Annotated in this window: 9 protein-coding genes; all 9 read left to right on the top strand. The window is 41.4% G+C overall.

Going from position 1 to position 15,565, the window contains the following annotated elements:
* From NK987_RS14370 to NK987_RS14330, 9 genes are read left to right on the top strand one after another with little or no spacing between them, the layout of a single operon-like run.
* The gene (locus NK987_RS14370; protein WP_259264413.1) at window positions 1–294 is read left to right on the top strand and encodes a PAAR domain-containing protein; all 294 of its coding nucleotides are present in this window, start codon (window positions 1–3) and stop codon (window positions 292–294) included.
* A gap of 3 nt (window positions 295–297) precedes the next feature.
* Complete coding sequence (locus tag NK987_RS14365; RefSeq protein WP_259264412.1) at window positions 298–714, top strand: GPW/gp25 family protein; 417 nt, start codon at window positions 298–300, stop codon at window positions 712–714.
* Window positions 715–720: 6 nt separating this feature from the next.
* Window positions 721–4,311 (top strand): hypothetical protein, encoded by a 3,591-nt coding sequence (locus tag NK987_RS14360; RefSeq protein WP_259264411.1) that lies wholly within the window; start codon window positions 721–723, stop codon window positions 4,309–4,311.
* The gene (locus NK987_RS14355) at window positions 4,311–7,292 is read left to right on the top strand and encodes a hypothetical protein (protein ID WP_259264410.1); all 2,982 of its coding nucleotides are present in this window, start codon (window positions 4,311–4,313) and stop codon (window positions 7,290–7,292) included. The genes NK987_RS14360 and NK987_RS14355 overlap by 1 nt, the downstream gene beginning before the upstream one ends.
* Window positions 7,293–7,294: 2 nt before the next feature.
* Window positions 7,295–11,116 (top strand): PKD domain-containing protein, encoded by a 3,822-nt coding sequence (locus tag NK987_RS14350; RefSeq protein WP_259264409.1) that lies wholly within the window; start codon window positions 7,295–7,297, stop codon window positions 11,114–11,116.
* 11 nt (window positions 11,117–11,127) lie between these two features.
* Window positions 11,128–12,672 carry a contractile injection system tape measure protein gene (locus NK987_RS14345; protein WP_259264408.1) on the top strand — a complete coding sequence of 515 codons (1,545 nt, stop codon included), beginning with the start codon at window positions 11,128–11,130 and terminating at the stop codon, window positions 12,670–12,672.
* Between the two features lie 7 nt (window positions 12,673–12,679).
* Window positions 12,680–13,990 (top strand): ATP-binding protein, encoded by a 1,311-nt coding sequence (locus NK987_RS14340; protein WP_259264407.1) that lies wholly within the window; start codon window positions 12,680–12,682, stop codon window positions 13,988–13,990.
* Between the two features lie 43 nt (window positions 13,991–14,033).
* On the top strand, window positions 14,034–15,134 hold the full coding sequence (locus NK987_RS14335) for an eCIS core domain-containing protein (RefSeq protein ID WP_259264406.1): 1,101 nt from the start codon (window positions 14,034–14,036) through the stop codon (window positions 15,132–15,134).
* Between the two features lie 35 nt (window positions 15,135–15,169).
* A complete protein-coding gene (locus tag NK987_RS14330; protein WP_259264405.1) occupies window positions 15,170–15,562 on the top strand; it encodes a hypothetical protein in 393 nt (130 codons plus the stop codon).
* Window positions 15,563–15,565: the final 3 nt, after the last annotated feature.

Here is a 15,565-nt window from a genome sequence, read left to right as displayed (position 1 = left end):
ATGCCTTTAGCTGCTCGAATCACAGATATGCATATTTGCCCGATGCTCACGCCGGGAGGAACGCCACATGTCGGTGGACCGATTTTGCCGGCGGGCGAGCCAACTGTTTTGATCGGGGGACTTCCTGCGGCTAGACTTGGAGATATGGCAACATGTGCGGGCCCGCCTGATACGATCATTGCGGGTTCGGGGACAGTAATGATCGGAGGAAAACCCGCAGCCAGAATGGGAGATTCCACAGCTCATGGAGGAGTGATTGTCATAGGATGTCCCACAGTAATCATAGGAGGATAAAAAATGGAAAACATAAACCGCTCATTTCTAGGTACAGGCTGGTCTTTCCCTCCACAGTTTGACAGTGAGGGGAGCAAAACCAAGATGTTAGCTGATGAGGCAGATATTCAAAGCAGCCTGGAAATTCTCCTTTCGACCAAAAGAGGGGAAAGGGTGATGCGCTCTGACTATGGTTGTGACCTCCACGAACTGGTGTTTGAACCGCTTACCACCACATTCAAAACCTATATCATTGACCTGATCAGAACTTCGATCCTGTACCATGAGCCGAGGATTGAAGTCGAAAAAATCGAGCTCAATGATACCGGGGAACTTGAAGGAAGGATTTTGATCACCATTACTTACAAGGTGAGAGCCACCAATTCACGGTTCAACTTTGTATTTCCATTTTATAAAACTGAAGGAACCGAATTGACATAGACCAATATGGCCTGCAACGACAAAAACCCATTGACCAGAGAAGGAGTGGACCGGTTGACAAGAAAACTGGAAGCACTCTCTCCCAACTTTGCCAAGGTGGACGAAAGGTCTATGGAAGATTTGATCCTTTGGGCAAAAAATTATGCAACATACCTCAAGTTCAAAGCCCTTGACAATACAGATGCAGGCACTTGGGAGCCTTTGATGAAAGTGGATATTTCTGTGGTTTTGGCAGTTTTGCTTTCTCTTGACATGCTCAAAGTGTCCGATTACAACAAGCTGATTTACAAAAGAATCAAACTTGGAATTGCTTCCTCTGATGAAGCGGAAGCAAGTTTACAATTCAAATTTTTTTATGATTTACTTTTTTCTTTAGTCAAAACTATAGATGAACAATGCCGATTTTTAAAGGAGGAGACAGATTACCAACAGACCATTAAATCTGTCATCGAGACCAAACTCAATGCGCCATTTTCAAAACTTTCAAATTTCAGGACTGACAACCTCGGGCTTTTTTCGGGCTCCAACCAAACTGATCCTAACTCGCCCGTAAATACAATTGATTCAAACCAACCCTTGTCCCTGACTTATTTTTCACCCACAGCTGAAAGGTTGAAAATTACCATTCCCGGAACAGCTGTAAACGAAAAAATCAGTCATGTCATCAACCATAATATTTTCAACAATCAGATTTCCTTGCTGCTAAGCGGAATTTCAGCTATACTCCAAAAAGCCAAAGATCTTTTCACAAAATCATTAACTGACTATTCCGGCCATGAACCGCATTATGGACTTTTTTTGACATTCTTAAAATTATTCAATGCGGCCCAAAACAGCCTCAACGATTTTGGTGTCAGGCATCTTGATTTTTATTACAAAGATGTCCTTCGGCTTAAAAACCAAAATCCGATTCCTGATCAAGTCCATCTGACCGTCAATCTCCAAAAACACATCTCTCAGCATTTGTTGACAAAAGGAACGCTTTTCAAAGGAGGAAAAGACCCTAACGGAAAGGAAATGCACTACAGTCTGACCGAAGATGTGGTATTCAATCAGGCTGAGGTCAAGGAAATCAAGGCGTTTCAGGTCCACAACAAAAACCTGTTGGCTTACCCTGTGCTGAATAGTTCCGACGGAATCGGCGGAAAATTTGAAGGGGATGACAAAAGCTGGTTTGCATTCGGTGATAGGAAAATGATCCCAACCCAAGAGGCTGGATTTGCGATAGCTTCCAATCTACTTTTCCTCAAAGAAGGAGAAAGGAGCATCACTTTATCAGTGACTTTTGCAAAACCGCTGAAGGCCAAGACTTCCTTTTCCAAACTTGGATTGTTTGGGAATTCAAAATCCATTCCTTTCAATATTTCCCTGACCGGAGAAAAGGACTGGGTTTCAAAAGACGTTGACGCTTCATTTTCGGATAATCAAAATTTGTTGACTTTAAAATTTTCCCTTGGGGTAGAAGAACCACCGATTTTCCCCTATTCCGAAAAAACCCACAAGAAAAACTTCAATACCGCATTGCCGCTTATGATGGCCCGTCTCGACCAAAGTGCAAGCAACATTTGGTATGAAGACCTGATGGATAATACAATTAATTCCATCAATCTCTCCGTCAATGTGGTCGGAGCAAAAGACCTTGCACTCAGCAGTGATGGCGGGTCGGTAGATGCATCCAAACCCTTCAAACCTTTTGGTGATTTTCCAAAACTAAATGCCAGTTTTTATATAGGTTCCAAAGAAATATTCCAGAAAAAACTGGATTACCTCAAAATCAACCTTCCCATTTCGGTACCAATATACTGTGAATACATCCATGGAAACGATTGGGAATCCTATCCATTTCCCAAGGATGGGGATGGCTATTTGGTTCAAAAAAGCACCGCGGGCAATCTTCTCAAACAAGCTTCTCTTGGCTTTGGAAGCAATGAATTCCTTCAGGCAAAGTCATATGAAGGCTTCCTCAGAATCAGATTGAATTCTTCTTCTTATTCTTTGTCTTCCCACATGGCAGAGGTTAATAAAGCCTTGGACAATATTGTAATCAATTCACAGCAGGGAAGTTTTCAGCCTGTTGAAGCTGTTAGAGTGGAAAGCAAAGCAATCGAGGCAAAAGCTTTGGAAATTGAAAACCTGGCATTCGATCAAAATCTGACTGCCAACCTTCAAAAGGTAGCTGAGATTTCAGGTTTGCTCAAAGTATCCGGCAATTCTGTACCTGTTCCAAAAGAAATAATTTCCGAATCATTTTCCATTGATTATACTGCCTCCGAAAATATCCCGATCGCAGGCAATCCAAATCCAAAACATGCATTTTTTAACCTGTCTCCATTTGGGTATTACATGCCTATACCCGGAGAAATGTCGCTTGTCCCCCGGTTCAGCCAAGAAGGGGAGCTTTTGATAGGAATAGCGAAAGCTGTTACTCCCGTTTCTATCAATTTGCTTTTTCTTCTTGCTGATGGCAGTTCCAACCCACTGAAAAATCAGGAACCTGTCACTTGGTCCTTCTTAATTGAAAAAAACCAATGGACCGATTTTGAGGACAATCAAGTCATCGACGGGACAATCAACCTCACAAGAACAGGAATCCTGACTTTGAATATTCCAAAAGAAGCAGGATTGGCACATACTGCCTTGACTTCCGGTCTTATTTGGATAAAGGCATCGGTCGCAGGCAACACCGACGCCGTTTGCAAAATCATTGATATCAAAGCCCAAGGAGCTTTGGCTGAATTGGTCCAATCAGAATCTGAAGGAATCGAATTCCGAAGTACACTTCCCACTGGTACAGTCTGCAAACTCAAGCTTTCGGATAGTGCTATCAAATCCATAACCCAACCTTCAGATTCGACCGGAGGACGGGTAAGAGAAAGTGATCCTGATTATTACCAAAGGATCAGTGAGAGACTTAGACACAAGCAAAGGGCGGTCAGCATCTGGGATTATGAACACCTTATTTTGCAGGAATTTCCTTCAATGTATCAGGTCAAGTGCCTTAACCATACCGGATTTTATGAAAAGAACGGACAGAATGTTTTCTGTGAAAATTTTCCGGGCCATGTGACTGTCATCTGCATTCCCGACCTCAAAAACAATTCAAACTCCAATCCACTCAGACCATATACTCCCATAGCCACACTGATTGACACTTCCATTTTTCTGGAAAAATTAAAAAATCCTTTTGCCCAACTACATATCGTCAACCCACTATTTGAGGAGGTCCAACTGGAGTTTGAGGTCAGGTTTCATGACTTTATGGATGAGGTGTTTTACAGGAATCTCTTGGATATAGAAATCGAGCAATTCCTCTGTCCTTGGGCTTGGGACAATAGCCAAAAAATCACATTTGGAGGAAAAATCAACAAATCAACGCTAATCAATTTTGTGGAGGAAAGACCTTATGTGGATTTTTTGAGTTGCTTCAAAATCCACCACATCATCAGAAACGAAGAAGGAAAAGTCTCCAAGAAAATATTTGACTTGGAAGAGATCATTGCCTCAAGTTCCAGATCGGTATTGGTTTCACATTATGAAGAATCCAATACAAGTGCTCCCCGTCATATCATCCAAGTAATCCAAACCTGCGACTGCTGATGAAAACCTCTCCGACCATACCAAAAAATCCCACACTGGCCCATTCTATGGACTATGAGCGGTTGCGTCAGGAAGGATTGGCTCATATCGAACAGCTTTCGAGCAATCTCTGGACGGATTACAATAGCCACGATCCGGGAATTACCATGTTGGAAGCGCTTTGCTATGCCATCACAGAATTGGGTTACCGGACCAACTTTGATATCAAAGACCTTTTGACTCAGGCTAGCGGGCAGATTTTTTTCACAGCAAGGCAGATTTTGACATCTGCTCCTTTGACTATCACGGATTACAGAAAACTCTTAGTCGACATTCAGGGAATCAACAACGCCTGGCTTTTTACTGACGGAAAACAGGAAGTCCCGATTTATCTCAACTGTGAGGAAGACAAACTGCAATATAAAAAAACAGATAAGGAGCTGGTAATAAAAGGCCTTTACACCGTCCTTTTGGATCTGTCCATCGATCAGGAACTCGGTGATCTCAATACCGGGGATATTGAACTGGAAAACATTGCTTTCCCTCTTTCTCCTATGGTAGATATCGAAGCAGGGGAGTTTCAAGTCAAATTCGAGCTTCCAAGTATCAAGGTAGTCAATAAAAAAGTGCTGACTGAAAACCCTTCCAATTTTTCCATAGAAAAAAACCCTTCCAAAAATTGGGTATACAACTTCAAAATTGAATTGCCTGACGGGGAAATCATCGAAATCCCATTCAGGGTAAGCATCCCAAAAAACCCTTCCAAAGGAAAAATTCTTGACAGCCATGTCGCTTTTATGCTCCAAGATACTGCGTATGGACAATTGATTTTTGACACATATCTGGAAAAAATCTCCAAAGCTGAGGGCATTCTAAAAAATGCAATCAAGATCCTTCATGAAAACAGGAATCTGTGCGAGGATTTTATCCTTGTTGAGCCGATCGATTCTGAGGAAGTTGCATTTTGCTTTGATGTGGATGTAAGTGCAGACACTGATATCGAGCGGGTTCAGGCAGAGATATATTTTACCATTGAGCATTACCTCAATCCTCCCGTTTCTTTTTATACGCTGAAAGACCTGATGGAAAAAGGAGTTCCGACCGAGGAGATTTTTGAGGGACCTAGACTGGCACATGGCTTTATCGATACCAAAGAAATAGAAAACGCGCAGCTGAGATCCGTGATTTACGCCTCAGATATCATCAACTTATTGATGGATATTCAAGGTGTAAAGGGAATCCGTAATTTTCTCATGACCAAATATGACAAAGACGGAAAACCTGTTCCCGGCCAAAAAGGCATTTCTTGGTGCTTGCCTATTGCCCCCTTGCACAAACCCGTAATGAGCACCAGTTTTTCAAAAATCCTTTTTTTCAAAGATGGCTTCCCATTTCTTTCCCGTTACGAGGAAGTCAGGGATACCATTCAGTTGCTCCATGCCCAAAATTCAATCGGGAAGTTGGTACCTACCTTTGCAGATCTTCCTGTACCAAAAGGAAATAAACGCGACACCATGAGTCATTGGCCTGTCCAATACGACTTGCCGATGGTCTATGGTGTAGGAGAGTTTGGTCTTCCGCCACATGCTGATGACCTCCGAATAGCACAACAACAGCAATTGAAAGGCTATCTCATGTTTTTTGAGCAGCTATTGGCCGACTTCAATGCACAGCTCTCCAATGCCAAGAGCCTATTTTCGACAGATGAAATCAGGCAAACCTATTTTGCCCAATACCTTGGAAGCATCAGGGAAATCGACGGAATCCTTCATACAGATTTGGAAAAAGCCATAGTCAACGATCCACTCAATCCTGAGAGTCAGGCTTTATGGAAAAGACTTTACGAAAATCAAAACCTGTTTTTTGAAAGAAGGAACAAGTTTCTTGACCATCTTTTGGCAAGGTTTGCAGAGTCTTTTAACGACTATGCCTTACTCATGTACCGGATCAACCTTGAGAATATCAGTCTTGAAAAAATCGGGTCCCGAGAAACCGTTGACCTCAAAATCCGGACTTTAAAAGCCTATCCCGAAATAAGCTATTCACGCTCTTTGGCTTTCAATTACTTTCCGCAGGATGAAGGTTTCAACCTTGATGAAACCAAACTTTGGGATACAGATAATGTGTCCGGCTTGGAAAAAAGAATCAGCTACCTGACCGGAATCAGGGATTTTACAAGACGGTTTTTGTACTGTATCAAAAATGTTGAGATCCTTTGCGAAGAAAAAGAAGTCGGAGAAACAATCCACTGTATGCATTCTTTTTCACTGACTTCCAGAAACGGAGTCAGACTGGTTTCAAAACAGTTTGAAGACAAAGCAACAGCTGAAGCGGTATTGGCAGAAGTGATGGAATTGGGAACAAATCCCGAAAATTACCATTACACAACCAAAAAAATTAAGCTCAAAAAGCAGAACATCATCATTCTGGAAAGTGAAAAAACCTTTGCAACCGAGGAAGCTGCTCAGGAAGCCATTCAGGAAATCATTGAAGAACTGACCCAGGATTGCAATGAGCCAGAAGGGCTTCACCTGATTGAACACCTGCTTTTGAGACCGAAAAGCAAGAATTTTAATCTGATGGAAGTCTGTCTGCATGACTGCGACTGCCCATGCGAGGAGGATTTTTATTCCTTCAGGGCTTCGGTCGTATTACCGCATTGGCCAAAGCATTTCGACGATATGGCCTTTCGTCAGTACTTCGAAAAGAAAATCCGTGAGGAAGCCCCGGCCCATGTTCAATTGAAAATCTGTTGGGTCAGCAATGAAAAACTCCGGGAATTTGAATCGCGCTATCAGACATGGATCCATGAACTCGCCCTATTCAAGGCTACGGGAAAAAACCATGCAACGTATCAGGAGGCCAATGACAGGATGCTGGAAATATTGGCAAAACTCAACTCTGTTTATCCAAAGGCAACACTTCACGACTGTGAGGAAAGTGACGCCGACAAGAACCCGGTCATGCTGGGCAAAACAATATTAGGAACTCAAAAATTATAATCATGCAGCCTTTACAATCTTACCCCGTTTTTGAAGCTGATCAGGTGCTGTCCAATGGACACCTGAACAACTTGTTGAACTACCTGGAGCAGCAGGAAAGGCTGACGCGTATCAAACTCGTAGGCCGAGGTATCGTCTGCGGATTGGAAATCAACTCCTCGAATACAGCCATCCGAATCAGCAAAGGCTGCGGACTGACTTCGCAGGGATTTTTGATTCAGCTGTGTGATACGAATTACACACATTTTATCTCCTATTTGCCGCCGGTTCTTCCCAATGACCTGTATTTTTTGACCCAATGTAGTGAGGAAAACAGGGAAAATGTCCCTTATTATGGAGCCAAAGATATCCTCCAACTTATCCCTGACACAGATAAAGAAACCGAAGGCAAAAAATCCATAAGTACAATCAATAAGCAGGATTATGCCATTGTCTTATTTCTTGAAGCCGAACAGGTAGATCTCAAAAACTGTGACACGCAGGATTGCAATGACAAAGGAAGCAGGATGGATTTTACCTTGAGGGTTCTCTTGGTTAAAAAAACACTTTTTGATTCAGGCAAAACCATTTCATTCAACTCAATACTTTTGAAGCGCTACAATGTGCCTGTGGCAGATTTAAAAACAGCTGAAGATATTCTGAATGGTTTTTTGGCAATCACAGACGACAATACGCTGACCAAGCTTTCCGAAAATCTGATTCGAAGTTGGGACAGGTTTGCAGTACCTCTTGGACTTCCTGCTGAAAATCCCCTCAAAGGCCTAAACCTCATCACAGTCAAAAAGAAGCTGTCCGGCAAAACAGGCCAAAGGATTTTTGTGCAGTATTTCTACGATTTTGTGGACGATCTGCTCAAGGCTTATATTGAATTCAGGGCTAAAGTGAGAGAGGTTTTTGGGGAATGTTGCCCCGAAGAAATGGATTTCCCCATGCACCTGACCTTGGGATTGGCAAATGAAAATACCCTTTTGGGAAAAAGGAATGCCCATAGACAATATTTCGAATCATCGCCGATTTTGAATGGGCAGGGAAAAAATGCCGAAGAGGCAACTTTGCTTTTGGAAAGAATGGTAGCGATGGTCAAAGGATTTATGGGAGACAAACTCCAAAGTTCCGAGGCAATCGCCATTACCCCAACCTCTTTGGGAAATGACTTTATCAGCTACAGAGCCATTCCATATTACTATGACTGGAAGGCAGTCAATCCTGTCTGGTACTTCAGCAGAAGCTACAGTGGTAACCAAAGGTACAACCTCGGTTACCGGGCCGCCATCCAAAGCGATGCTCCCGAACCTGTCAAGAATCCGCTTTTGTATGACATCGAAAGGTACAATGCCTTCAGAATCGAGGGGCATATAAGCAAAAACTACCGTACTGCCCTGACTGAAATCATAAGACAAAAACAAAGATTCAATCTTCCTTTTGATGTTTTGGCACTTAATGCCATGGACCTTTCGGCAATTCTGAACGGCAAAGAAATCCGCTGCCATGTCCAAGACCTTGAATCTGACTACCGGGTGATGATCACCGGCATCGTCTGTCAATTGCAACAAATCATGGCATATGTCGGAAATCTCCGACCTAAAAGAACCATCGAACCAAACAAAAATCTGGGTGGATTGACCTTGAAAAGGGATTTTTATATCTCCAAAAATCTGGTGGATATGCAAAAAATCATCAAATCGGACATCTCTAAAAACCAAGCCATCAGTATTTCCAATGCCGACATCATCAAAAACCTAGCTTTGCGTGATGTGGAGGAAGGCGAGAAACTGGCCGATTTTGTTGCTAAGGATGTGTCCAATTTCATTGTTGACCAAAAAGCATTTTTCGAATACATCATCAAGCAACCGGACTTGTTATTGATTTTCCTTCAACAATTGGCTGAAATAGTGAAGTACCTGCTTTCATTTGACCTTGACAAGTTTGATGAAGATGCTTACAATAAGTTATGGACTCCCTATTCCAAGACCGTTGCCAGCCTGATCAAAGAAGCCGCAAACTCAGAAAATGAAGAAATCAAAAGTTACTTCTCTGAAGGCAACAATGAACTGCTTTTCAAATGTGCCAATGAAAAACTCTTTGCCCTCAAAGAAGAATACGTCAAAAGACTGGAGCAATACCACGCAGCCATCAATTTTAATGAGTATTTCAAAAAGCATCCCGGATTAGAACATAAGGCCGGGGTAACCAAAGGGGGTACATTCATTTTAGTCTACAACGGTGAAGTAGAAAGGGTTTTGACTTTGCCTGAATTGGCAAATCCAAACTTAAACCTTGATTTATTTACAAGAAATACCTTGACAAATGTGTTGGCTAAAGAGACTTTGGCAGTAAAAGCTGAACCTCAAAAAGCCAGTATTTCAACAAACATTGGCAAGGATGTACAAGAACTTGCGATTGCCTCCAAGCGCACAGAATTTGAATTTGCTTCTGACCTGATCAAAAAAATGAATCTTGGAGACGCTGCCAAAAGCGTTCTTGATGCGCTCAATATCAGAGACAAAGAGATTCGAGACCAGGCTACTCCGATCGCGAAGGGAACTGTAATAGCTGATTTCTACCTTCCATACCTCTGCTGCAGTGAGTGTCCACCGATCGCTTATGTAATTCCTGAGGAAAAAGAACCTGATAATAAACCACCAATTGCTGATGCGGGTGATGACCAATCCATAAGAATTGCGAACCCCAATACTCCGGGGACGGTAACTTTGGATGCAAGTAATTCTTCTGATCCCGAAGGAGGCCCGCTTATCTTCAGTTGGACATTTGAAGGTGGGACAATGACACCAACTATCACAAGTCCTGATAAGGCAAAAACCACAGTTACAGGATTGCTGCAAGGAGAATACAAATTTGGTCTTAAAGTAACAGACGACAGAGGTGCCTCTGCTCAAGATTCAGTTACCATTATGGTAACGATTCCTGAGAATAATGCCCCAATCGCAAACGCCGGTCCGGACCAGTCCCTTGTCATCAGGAACCCAAATACTCCGGGTACGGTAACTTTGGATGGGAGTAATTCTTCTGATCCTGAGGGCGAAACACTTTCATTCAACTGGACATTTGACGGAGGAACCATGACACCTACCATTACGAGCCCTGACAAAGTCCAGACCACTGTGACCGGTTTATTGGTTGGAGAATACAAATTTGGACTGAAAGTCACTGATCCAAGTGGAAACAGCAGTACCGATTCGGTCAATGTCAAAGTAGATGCGAGAACCGGAGAAGATGATGTCAGAACCAAAACCTGTGGTCCACTTAGTGACATTATTAATGCATTTGTAAGATTTGACAGTACAGGTTCCAACGATCTGTTCAATAGGTTTAAAGAAATGTATGACTCCTATGGCCAAATACAGGAATTCTTTAAGGCCATGAGGGTCATCGCAAATGAGACTGCTGATAAACAAATCGATTTTTTTGTAAGTGAATTTGTCAGCACAGGATTGTTGTCCCAATTTGTTGAATGGCTTCAGGGGCTTCAAAATTTAATTTTAGAGATAAAAGAATTCAGAAGTTTTGGGTTTGAGCTCTATAGGATATTGAATCTGTTGGCACAATATATAGTGTGCATCCAAAAAGAGGATTTTGATGAGGCTAAAATACCAATGGAAAATATTTTCAAAGTCATCGAAGAACACACGGTTATTTGGGCCGATATGAGGTCGAGCGGAGAATTCGGAAGGCTTGAGTCCCAGCTTGTACTCAGGATTGCCAACGACACGGGCGTGGCTATTGTACAGACAGAGGAAAATGGCGAGGTAAACACCAAACCGAAATACCTCAACCAACTCAAAAAAATCAGTGGGATCCTCTAAATAGAAATTGAATGTCAGTGCTGCAAAACCATAAAATACATACTGCATCCCTTCAGGTTGATTTTGAAGGGTTGGAGGAAGGATTGGGTTTGCAGGATAGTCTTGGATTGTTTTTCTACGAAAAAATCAAACCGGCTTTAGAGAAGGTATTTGACCGCCATGGAAATCCCAATGAAACAATTGTCTTGGAAAAGCTTGAGCTGGATTGTGGAAACTTATCCTATTCCAATTGGGAAGAGGAGTTTTTACAAAAGATCCTTGTCCAACTAGAGGAAAATTTGAAACTCCCACAATTCGGAAAAAAGGAAATTGTCCCTGTCGAAAAAAAGGCTGAGGAAGTATTTATCCACTTTTTGGAAAAAGGATATTTTCCATGGAACAGCTCTTTTTCGAGTCCAAGGGAATTGGAAGATTCAGTGGTGCTTGAAATGTCATTTTTGGAGAACCTCAAAAAAATCTTAATTAAATCTCCTGCCTACTTTCAGCGGCTATTTGGTTCATTTTCAGAAGATTTTATCTCCAGAATAATCATAGCCTGGACTCAGAAATTAAATTCTCATGAATCAGATTTGGTCAAATACCTAAATAGGAGCAGGAATACGGCTCTAAATAAAATCCTGATTCGAACTTTGACACTTACCTTTTCCGATCCAGAACCTTCTTCATCTGGACAATTTCAAAAAATACTGATCAACCAATGTTCACAAGAAAACCTGTCCGCTCTGGCGGAATATTTTGGTCAGGAATTAGTTAGAGATGGAAAACTCCTAGGTGCATTCACTGCACTTTTTACAGAAGTTTCTAATCCAGGATTTCAGAAGAAGAAAATGATTTTGTGGAAAAAAATTCTACAAATTGATCCTGAAATTATTTTAAAGCTAAAAAATTCCTTAACAGAATTAGATTTTCAGATTCTCACCGAAGCCACGCATAATGGAATAAACCTTGCCGAAGAAGGAGCTGAAATGGACTTTTCTGCGTCCCTTTCAGGATTGGAGAAAATAACAAACAAGGAAGAAATGGGACAAGAAATCGAGATTGAATCAGAATTTTCCGATGAAATATTCGTGGAAAATGCCGGATTGGTCTTGTTGCATCCTTTTTTGACAGGGCTTTTCAGCAATCTTCAATTGACAGAAAACGGAAAGTTTGTGGCTGAATATGACCAATACCTCGCAGCCAGAATACTTCAGTTTTTGGTTTTTGGTGAGAACAACCTTTCTGAAAATTTCTATCCACTCAACAAAATCCTTTGCGGAATGGGCGTTTCTCAAATTCTAGGGGAGGAAGTTGAGATCAGCGAGCAATTCAAAATTGAAAGTGAGGAATTGCTTCAGGCAGTCATCGGACATTGGTCAGTATTGAAAAATACAAGTATTGGCGGATTGAGGGAAACCTTCCTGCAGCGAAACGGCAAAATCAGCCGGGTTGAAAAAGGCTGGAAACTTCAAGTGGAAAGGAAGACTGTGGATGTGCTGCTGGCCAAGCTACCTTGGGGAATGGGCATCGTCAAGTTGCCTTGGATGGAGGACATGATGTTTGTAGAATGGGAATAAGAAAGCTATGGAAGATATCAGAACCATTATTGATTTTTTGGAGGTCTGTACGAAAAACAGACTTGAAAACTTTTTTGAAGGAAAAAGAATTGAGGATCCTAATTCCACAAGATTGAGCTTAGACAACCAAAGCACATTATATAAGCTTTCAAGACTTTACAACTTAACCAAAGAAAACCTCCTCTTATTGACAACGACTTTGGTTCCTCATATTATTCCCGGGTTTTTTGACAAAATCATTCAAAAATTTCTTCCCCACGGTGGGGATTTTCCTGAATTCGGTGGAGTCAAACTAGATCAACACAGGGGTATGGTCCCCACAGGAGAAACCATTCTTTTCATACTGGCAGGGTTGGATATTCAAGAAAGGTTGAAATACTTACCTCTACTAGACCAGAGCAATCTTCTTTTCAAACATCGCATTCTTTATTTGGAACCAGTGAAAATAGGAGAACCTAGGTTAGGTGGAAAATTGGTAATGGATCCCGAATATGTGGAAGTTTTGACAACAGGGAAAATCTCCCTGCCTTCGCTGAGCATCAATTTCCCAGCCGAGCATCTCCAATCGGAAATGACATGGGAAGACCTTGTGTTACCCGATCAAGTATGGCATCAGGTAAAGGAATTGCAGATTTGGCTCAAGCACAAAGAGACCCTTAACGCAGAATGGGATCTTGGAAGAAAACTCAAGCCGGGGTACCGGGCATTGTTTTACGGCCCACCGGGAACAGGCAAAACCATCACTGCCACTTTACTGGCAAAATATACAGGAAAGGAAGTCTTCAGAATTGACTTGTCTATGATCGTTTCGAAGTATATCGGGGAGACTGAAAAGAACCTTTCAGCCTTATTTGACAAAGCGGAAAACAAAGATTGGATCCTTTTCTTCGATGAAGCAGATGCGATTTTTGGAAAGCGGACAGGAGTGAGGGATGCCCATGACAAATATGCCAACCAGGAGGTTTCCTACCTGCTCCAAAGGATAGAAAGCTATAACGGCTTGGTGATATTGGCTTCTAATTTCAGAAACAATATTGATACAGCCTTTATCAGAAGATTCAATTCTATTGTTTATTTCCCTGCACCAAAGGCGGAAGATAGATTGGCTTTGTGGAAAAAATCTATCCCTGAAAATCTTCAAATGGGTCAGGATCTTATTCTAAAAGATATAGCTGATGGTTTTGAGCTCACAGGCTCCCATATTTTGAATATTATCCAATATATTTCTTTGGTATCCTTAGATACCAAAAATTCCATTCTTACAAAAGAACTTATGGTAAAAGGAATAAGGAGAGAACTGGAAAAAGAAGGAAAGTGAAAAGCAAAAAAAATAAAGTAATCAGGAATTAATTGAGATAGACATGAAAAATTCAGAACTGATATCAAAAAAACCAACAAACTCACGAAAGGTTACAGGGTTATTTTCTAAAAAAAGCGAAGAAAATGATTTTTTTAACTCTCAGGGAAACTTCTTTAAGCCAAATGGAAGCCAGGGGAAATCCAAAGATGTAATTCCCAAAAATCTCCAGAATAATTTAGAAAAAGGATTGGGAGAAGATTTTTCTCAAGTTGATATTGTTAAAGATTCTGTTGAAACAAGTCGATTCCAAGCACTTGCTTTTACAAGAGGAGAAACGATTCATTTTGCTCCAAATCGCTTTAACCCTGAATCTGAAGAAGGAAAAAACCTCATTGGTCATGAATTTACCCATGTCAAACAACAAAGGGAAGGAATGGTAAACCCTACCAAAAATATATTCGGATCTCCCATAAATGACCAAAATCATTTAGAATCCCAAGCCGGAGATTTGGGTAAAAATGCAGTTAGAGGAATTAAATCTCCACATACCCTACCCAATAATCGCAAGAGAAGTTCCCCGCAAAGCCAAAACAATGTTACCCAATTTGCCCTTCCAGCTGTGGTTGCCGCAATGGGTGCCGCAGAGTGGATAGCGGCAGGTGCATTGGGATATCAAGTAGCAAATGATGCGACATCAGCGGCATCGGGTGATGTTTCCTATACATTCGATGAAGTTGAGGGAGTATTGTTGCCGAGCGGTGGAAGTGATGTTGCAGCACATAAAACCGCACATCCCAGCGCCCAGATTTATGAAGCGACACATAGGTTTGCTGTTTGGGGAGGAACTAGTGATTCCAGGAAAATGGGAATAAAATTCGGAATTACTTTTCTATATGATGACGCCGGTGCCATAGGAAATATTTCACTTTCAATTTTGGATGTTTACGATTGGCCGGGGTGGGGAGGAAGCGTAAATGTCAATATCACACCAAGAAGTTTGGCCTCAGGAAGTGCTTCTTTCAGATTTACTATAAATGTCAATGAAACCAACTCTTGGTTTGTAAGTGAAAAGCCAGGATCAATACAATTGCGTTTGAGAGGTGGCGATGGTGACTTAAGTATCACATCTCATGATTATTTTGGTTTTACAGAAATCGGGTAAAGGCTGAAAAGTCTATCAATAAGACAAATAAGAAAATGATAAAAACTTCGTTTAAAGTAAGTGATAACCATAAACTTCAGGCCAAAATTTCAGGAGAGTCATATTCCCATATATCTGAACTGAGATTTAGATTTATTGATAAAATTGAAATCGGCATTTCCTTTAAATTTGAATCCAACGGAAAAAATTTAAGGATAACGGATGCAAAATTGGATAGAATTGAGAGTGAACAAAATGGGGAATTAACAATAAATGTTTCATTCAACAATACCATTCATCAGGGTAGCCAAGCTGTAAGAATTACTATAAACCTTGCGTATGAATCCTATAACCAAAGTGTCGTCGGAAGTTCAATAGTCAAATTAACCCCAGAGGGTGAATTAATTCAGTATACAAAAACTGACAATGTTTCTGATTTAAATTCTTAGGCA

It is taken from the genome of Aquiflexum gelatinilyticum, assembly GCF_024813435.1.
Classification (GTDB): domain Bacteria; phylum Bacteroidota; class Bacteroidia; order Cytophagales; family Cyclobacteriaceae; genus Cognataquiflexum; species Cognataquiflexum gelatinilyticum.
This window is presented reverse-complemented; position numbering and strand designations above follow the sequence as displayed.

Bases quoted from the DNA above. Each gene is read 5' to 3' on its own strand.
- NK987_RS14370 (WP_259264413.1), top strand. From the start codon at position 1: ATGCCTTTAGCTGCTCGAATCACAGATATGCATATTTGCCCGATGCTC.
- NK987_RS14365 (WP_259264412.1), top strand. From the start codon at position 298: ATGGAAAACATAAACCGCTCATTTCTAGGTACAGGCTGGTCTTTCCCT.
- NK987_RS14360 (WP_259264411.1), top strand. From the start codon at position 721: ATGGCCTGCAACGACAAAAACCCATTGACCAGAGAAGGAGTGGACCGG.
- NK987_RS14355 (WP_259264410.1), top strand. From the start codon at position 4,311: ATGAAAACCTCTCCGACCATACCAAAAAATCCCACACTGGCCCATTCT.
- NK987_RS14350 (WP_259264409.1), top strand. From the start codon at position 7,295: ATGCAGCCTTTACAATCTTACCCCGTTTTTGAAGCTGATCAGGTGCTG.
- NK987_RS14345 (WP_259264408.1), top strand. From the start codon at position 11,128: ATGTCAGTGCTGCAAAACCATAAAATACATACTGCATCCCTTCAGGTT.
- NK987_RS14340 (WP_259264407.1), top strand. From the start codon at position 12,680: ATGGAAGATATCAGAACCATTATTGATTTTTTGGAGGTCTGTACGAAA.
- NK987_RS14335 (WP_259264406.1), top strand. From the start codon at position 14,034: ATGAAAAATTCAGAACTGATATCAAAAAAACCAACAAACTCACGAAAG.
- NK987_RS14330 (WP_259264405.1), top strand. From the start codon at position 15,170: ATGATAAAAACTTCGTTTAAAGTAAGTGATAACCATAAACTTCAGGCC.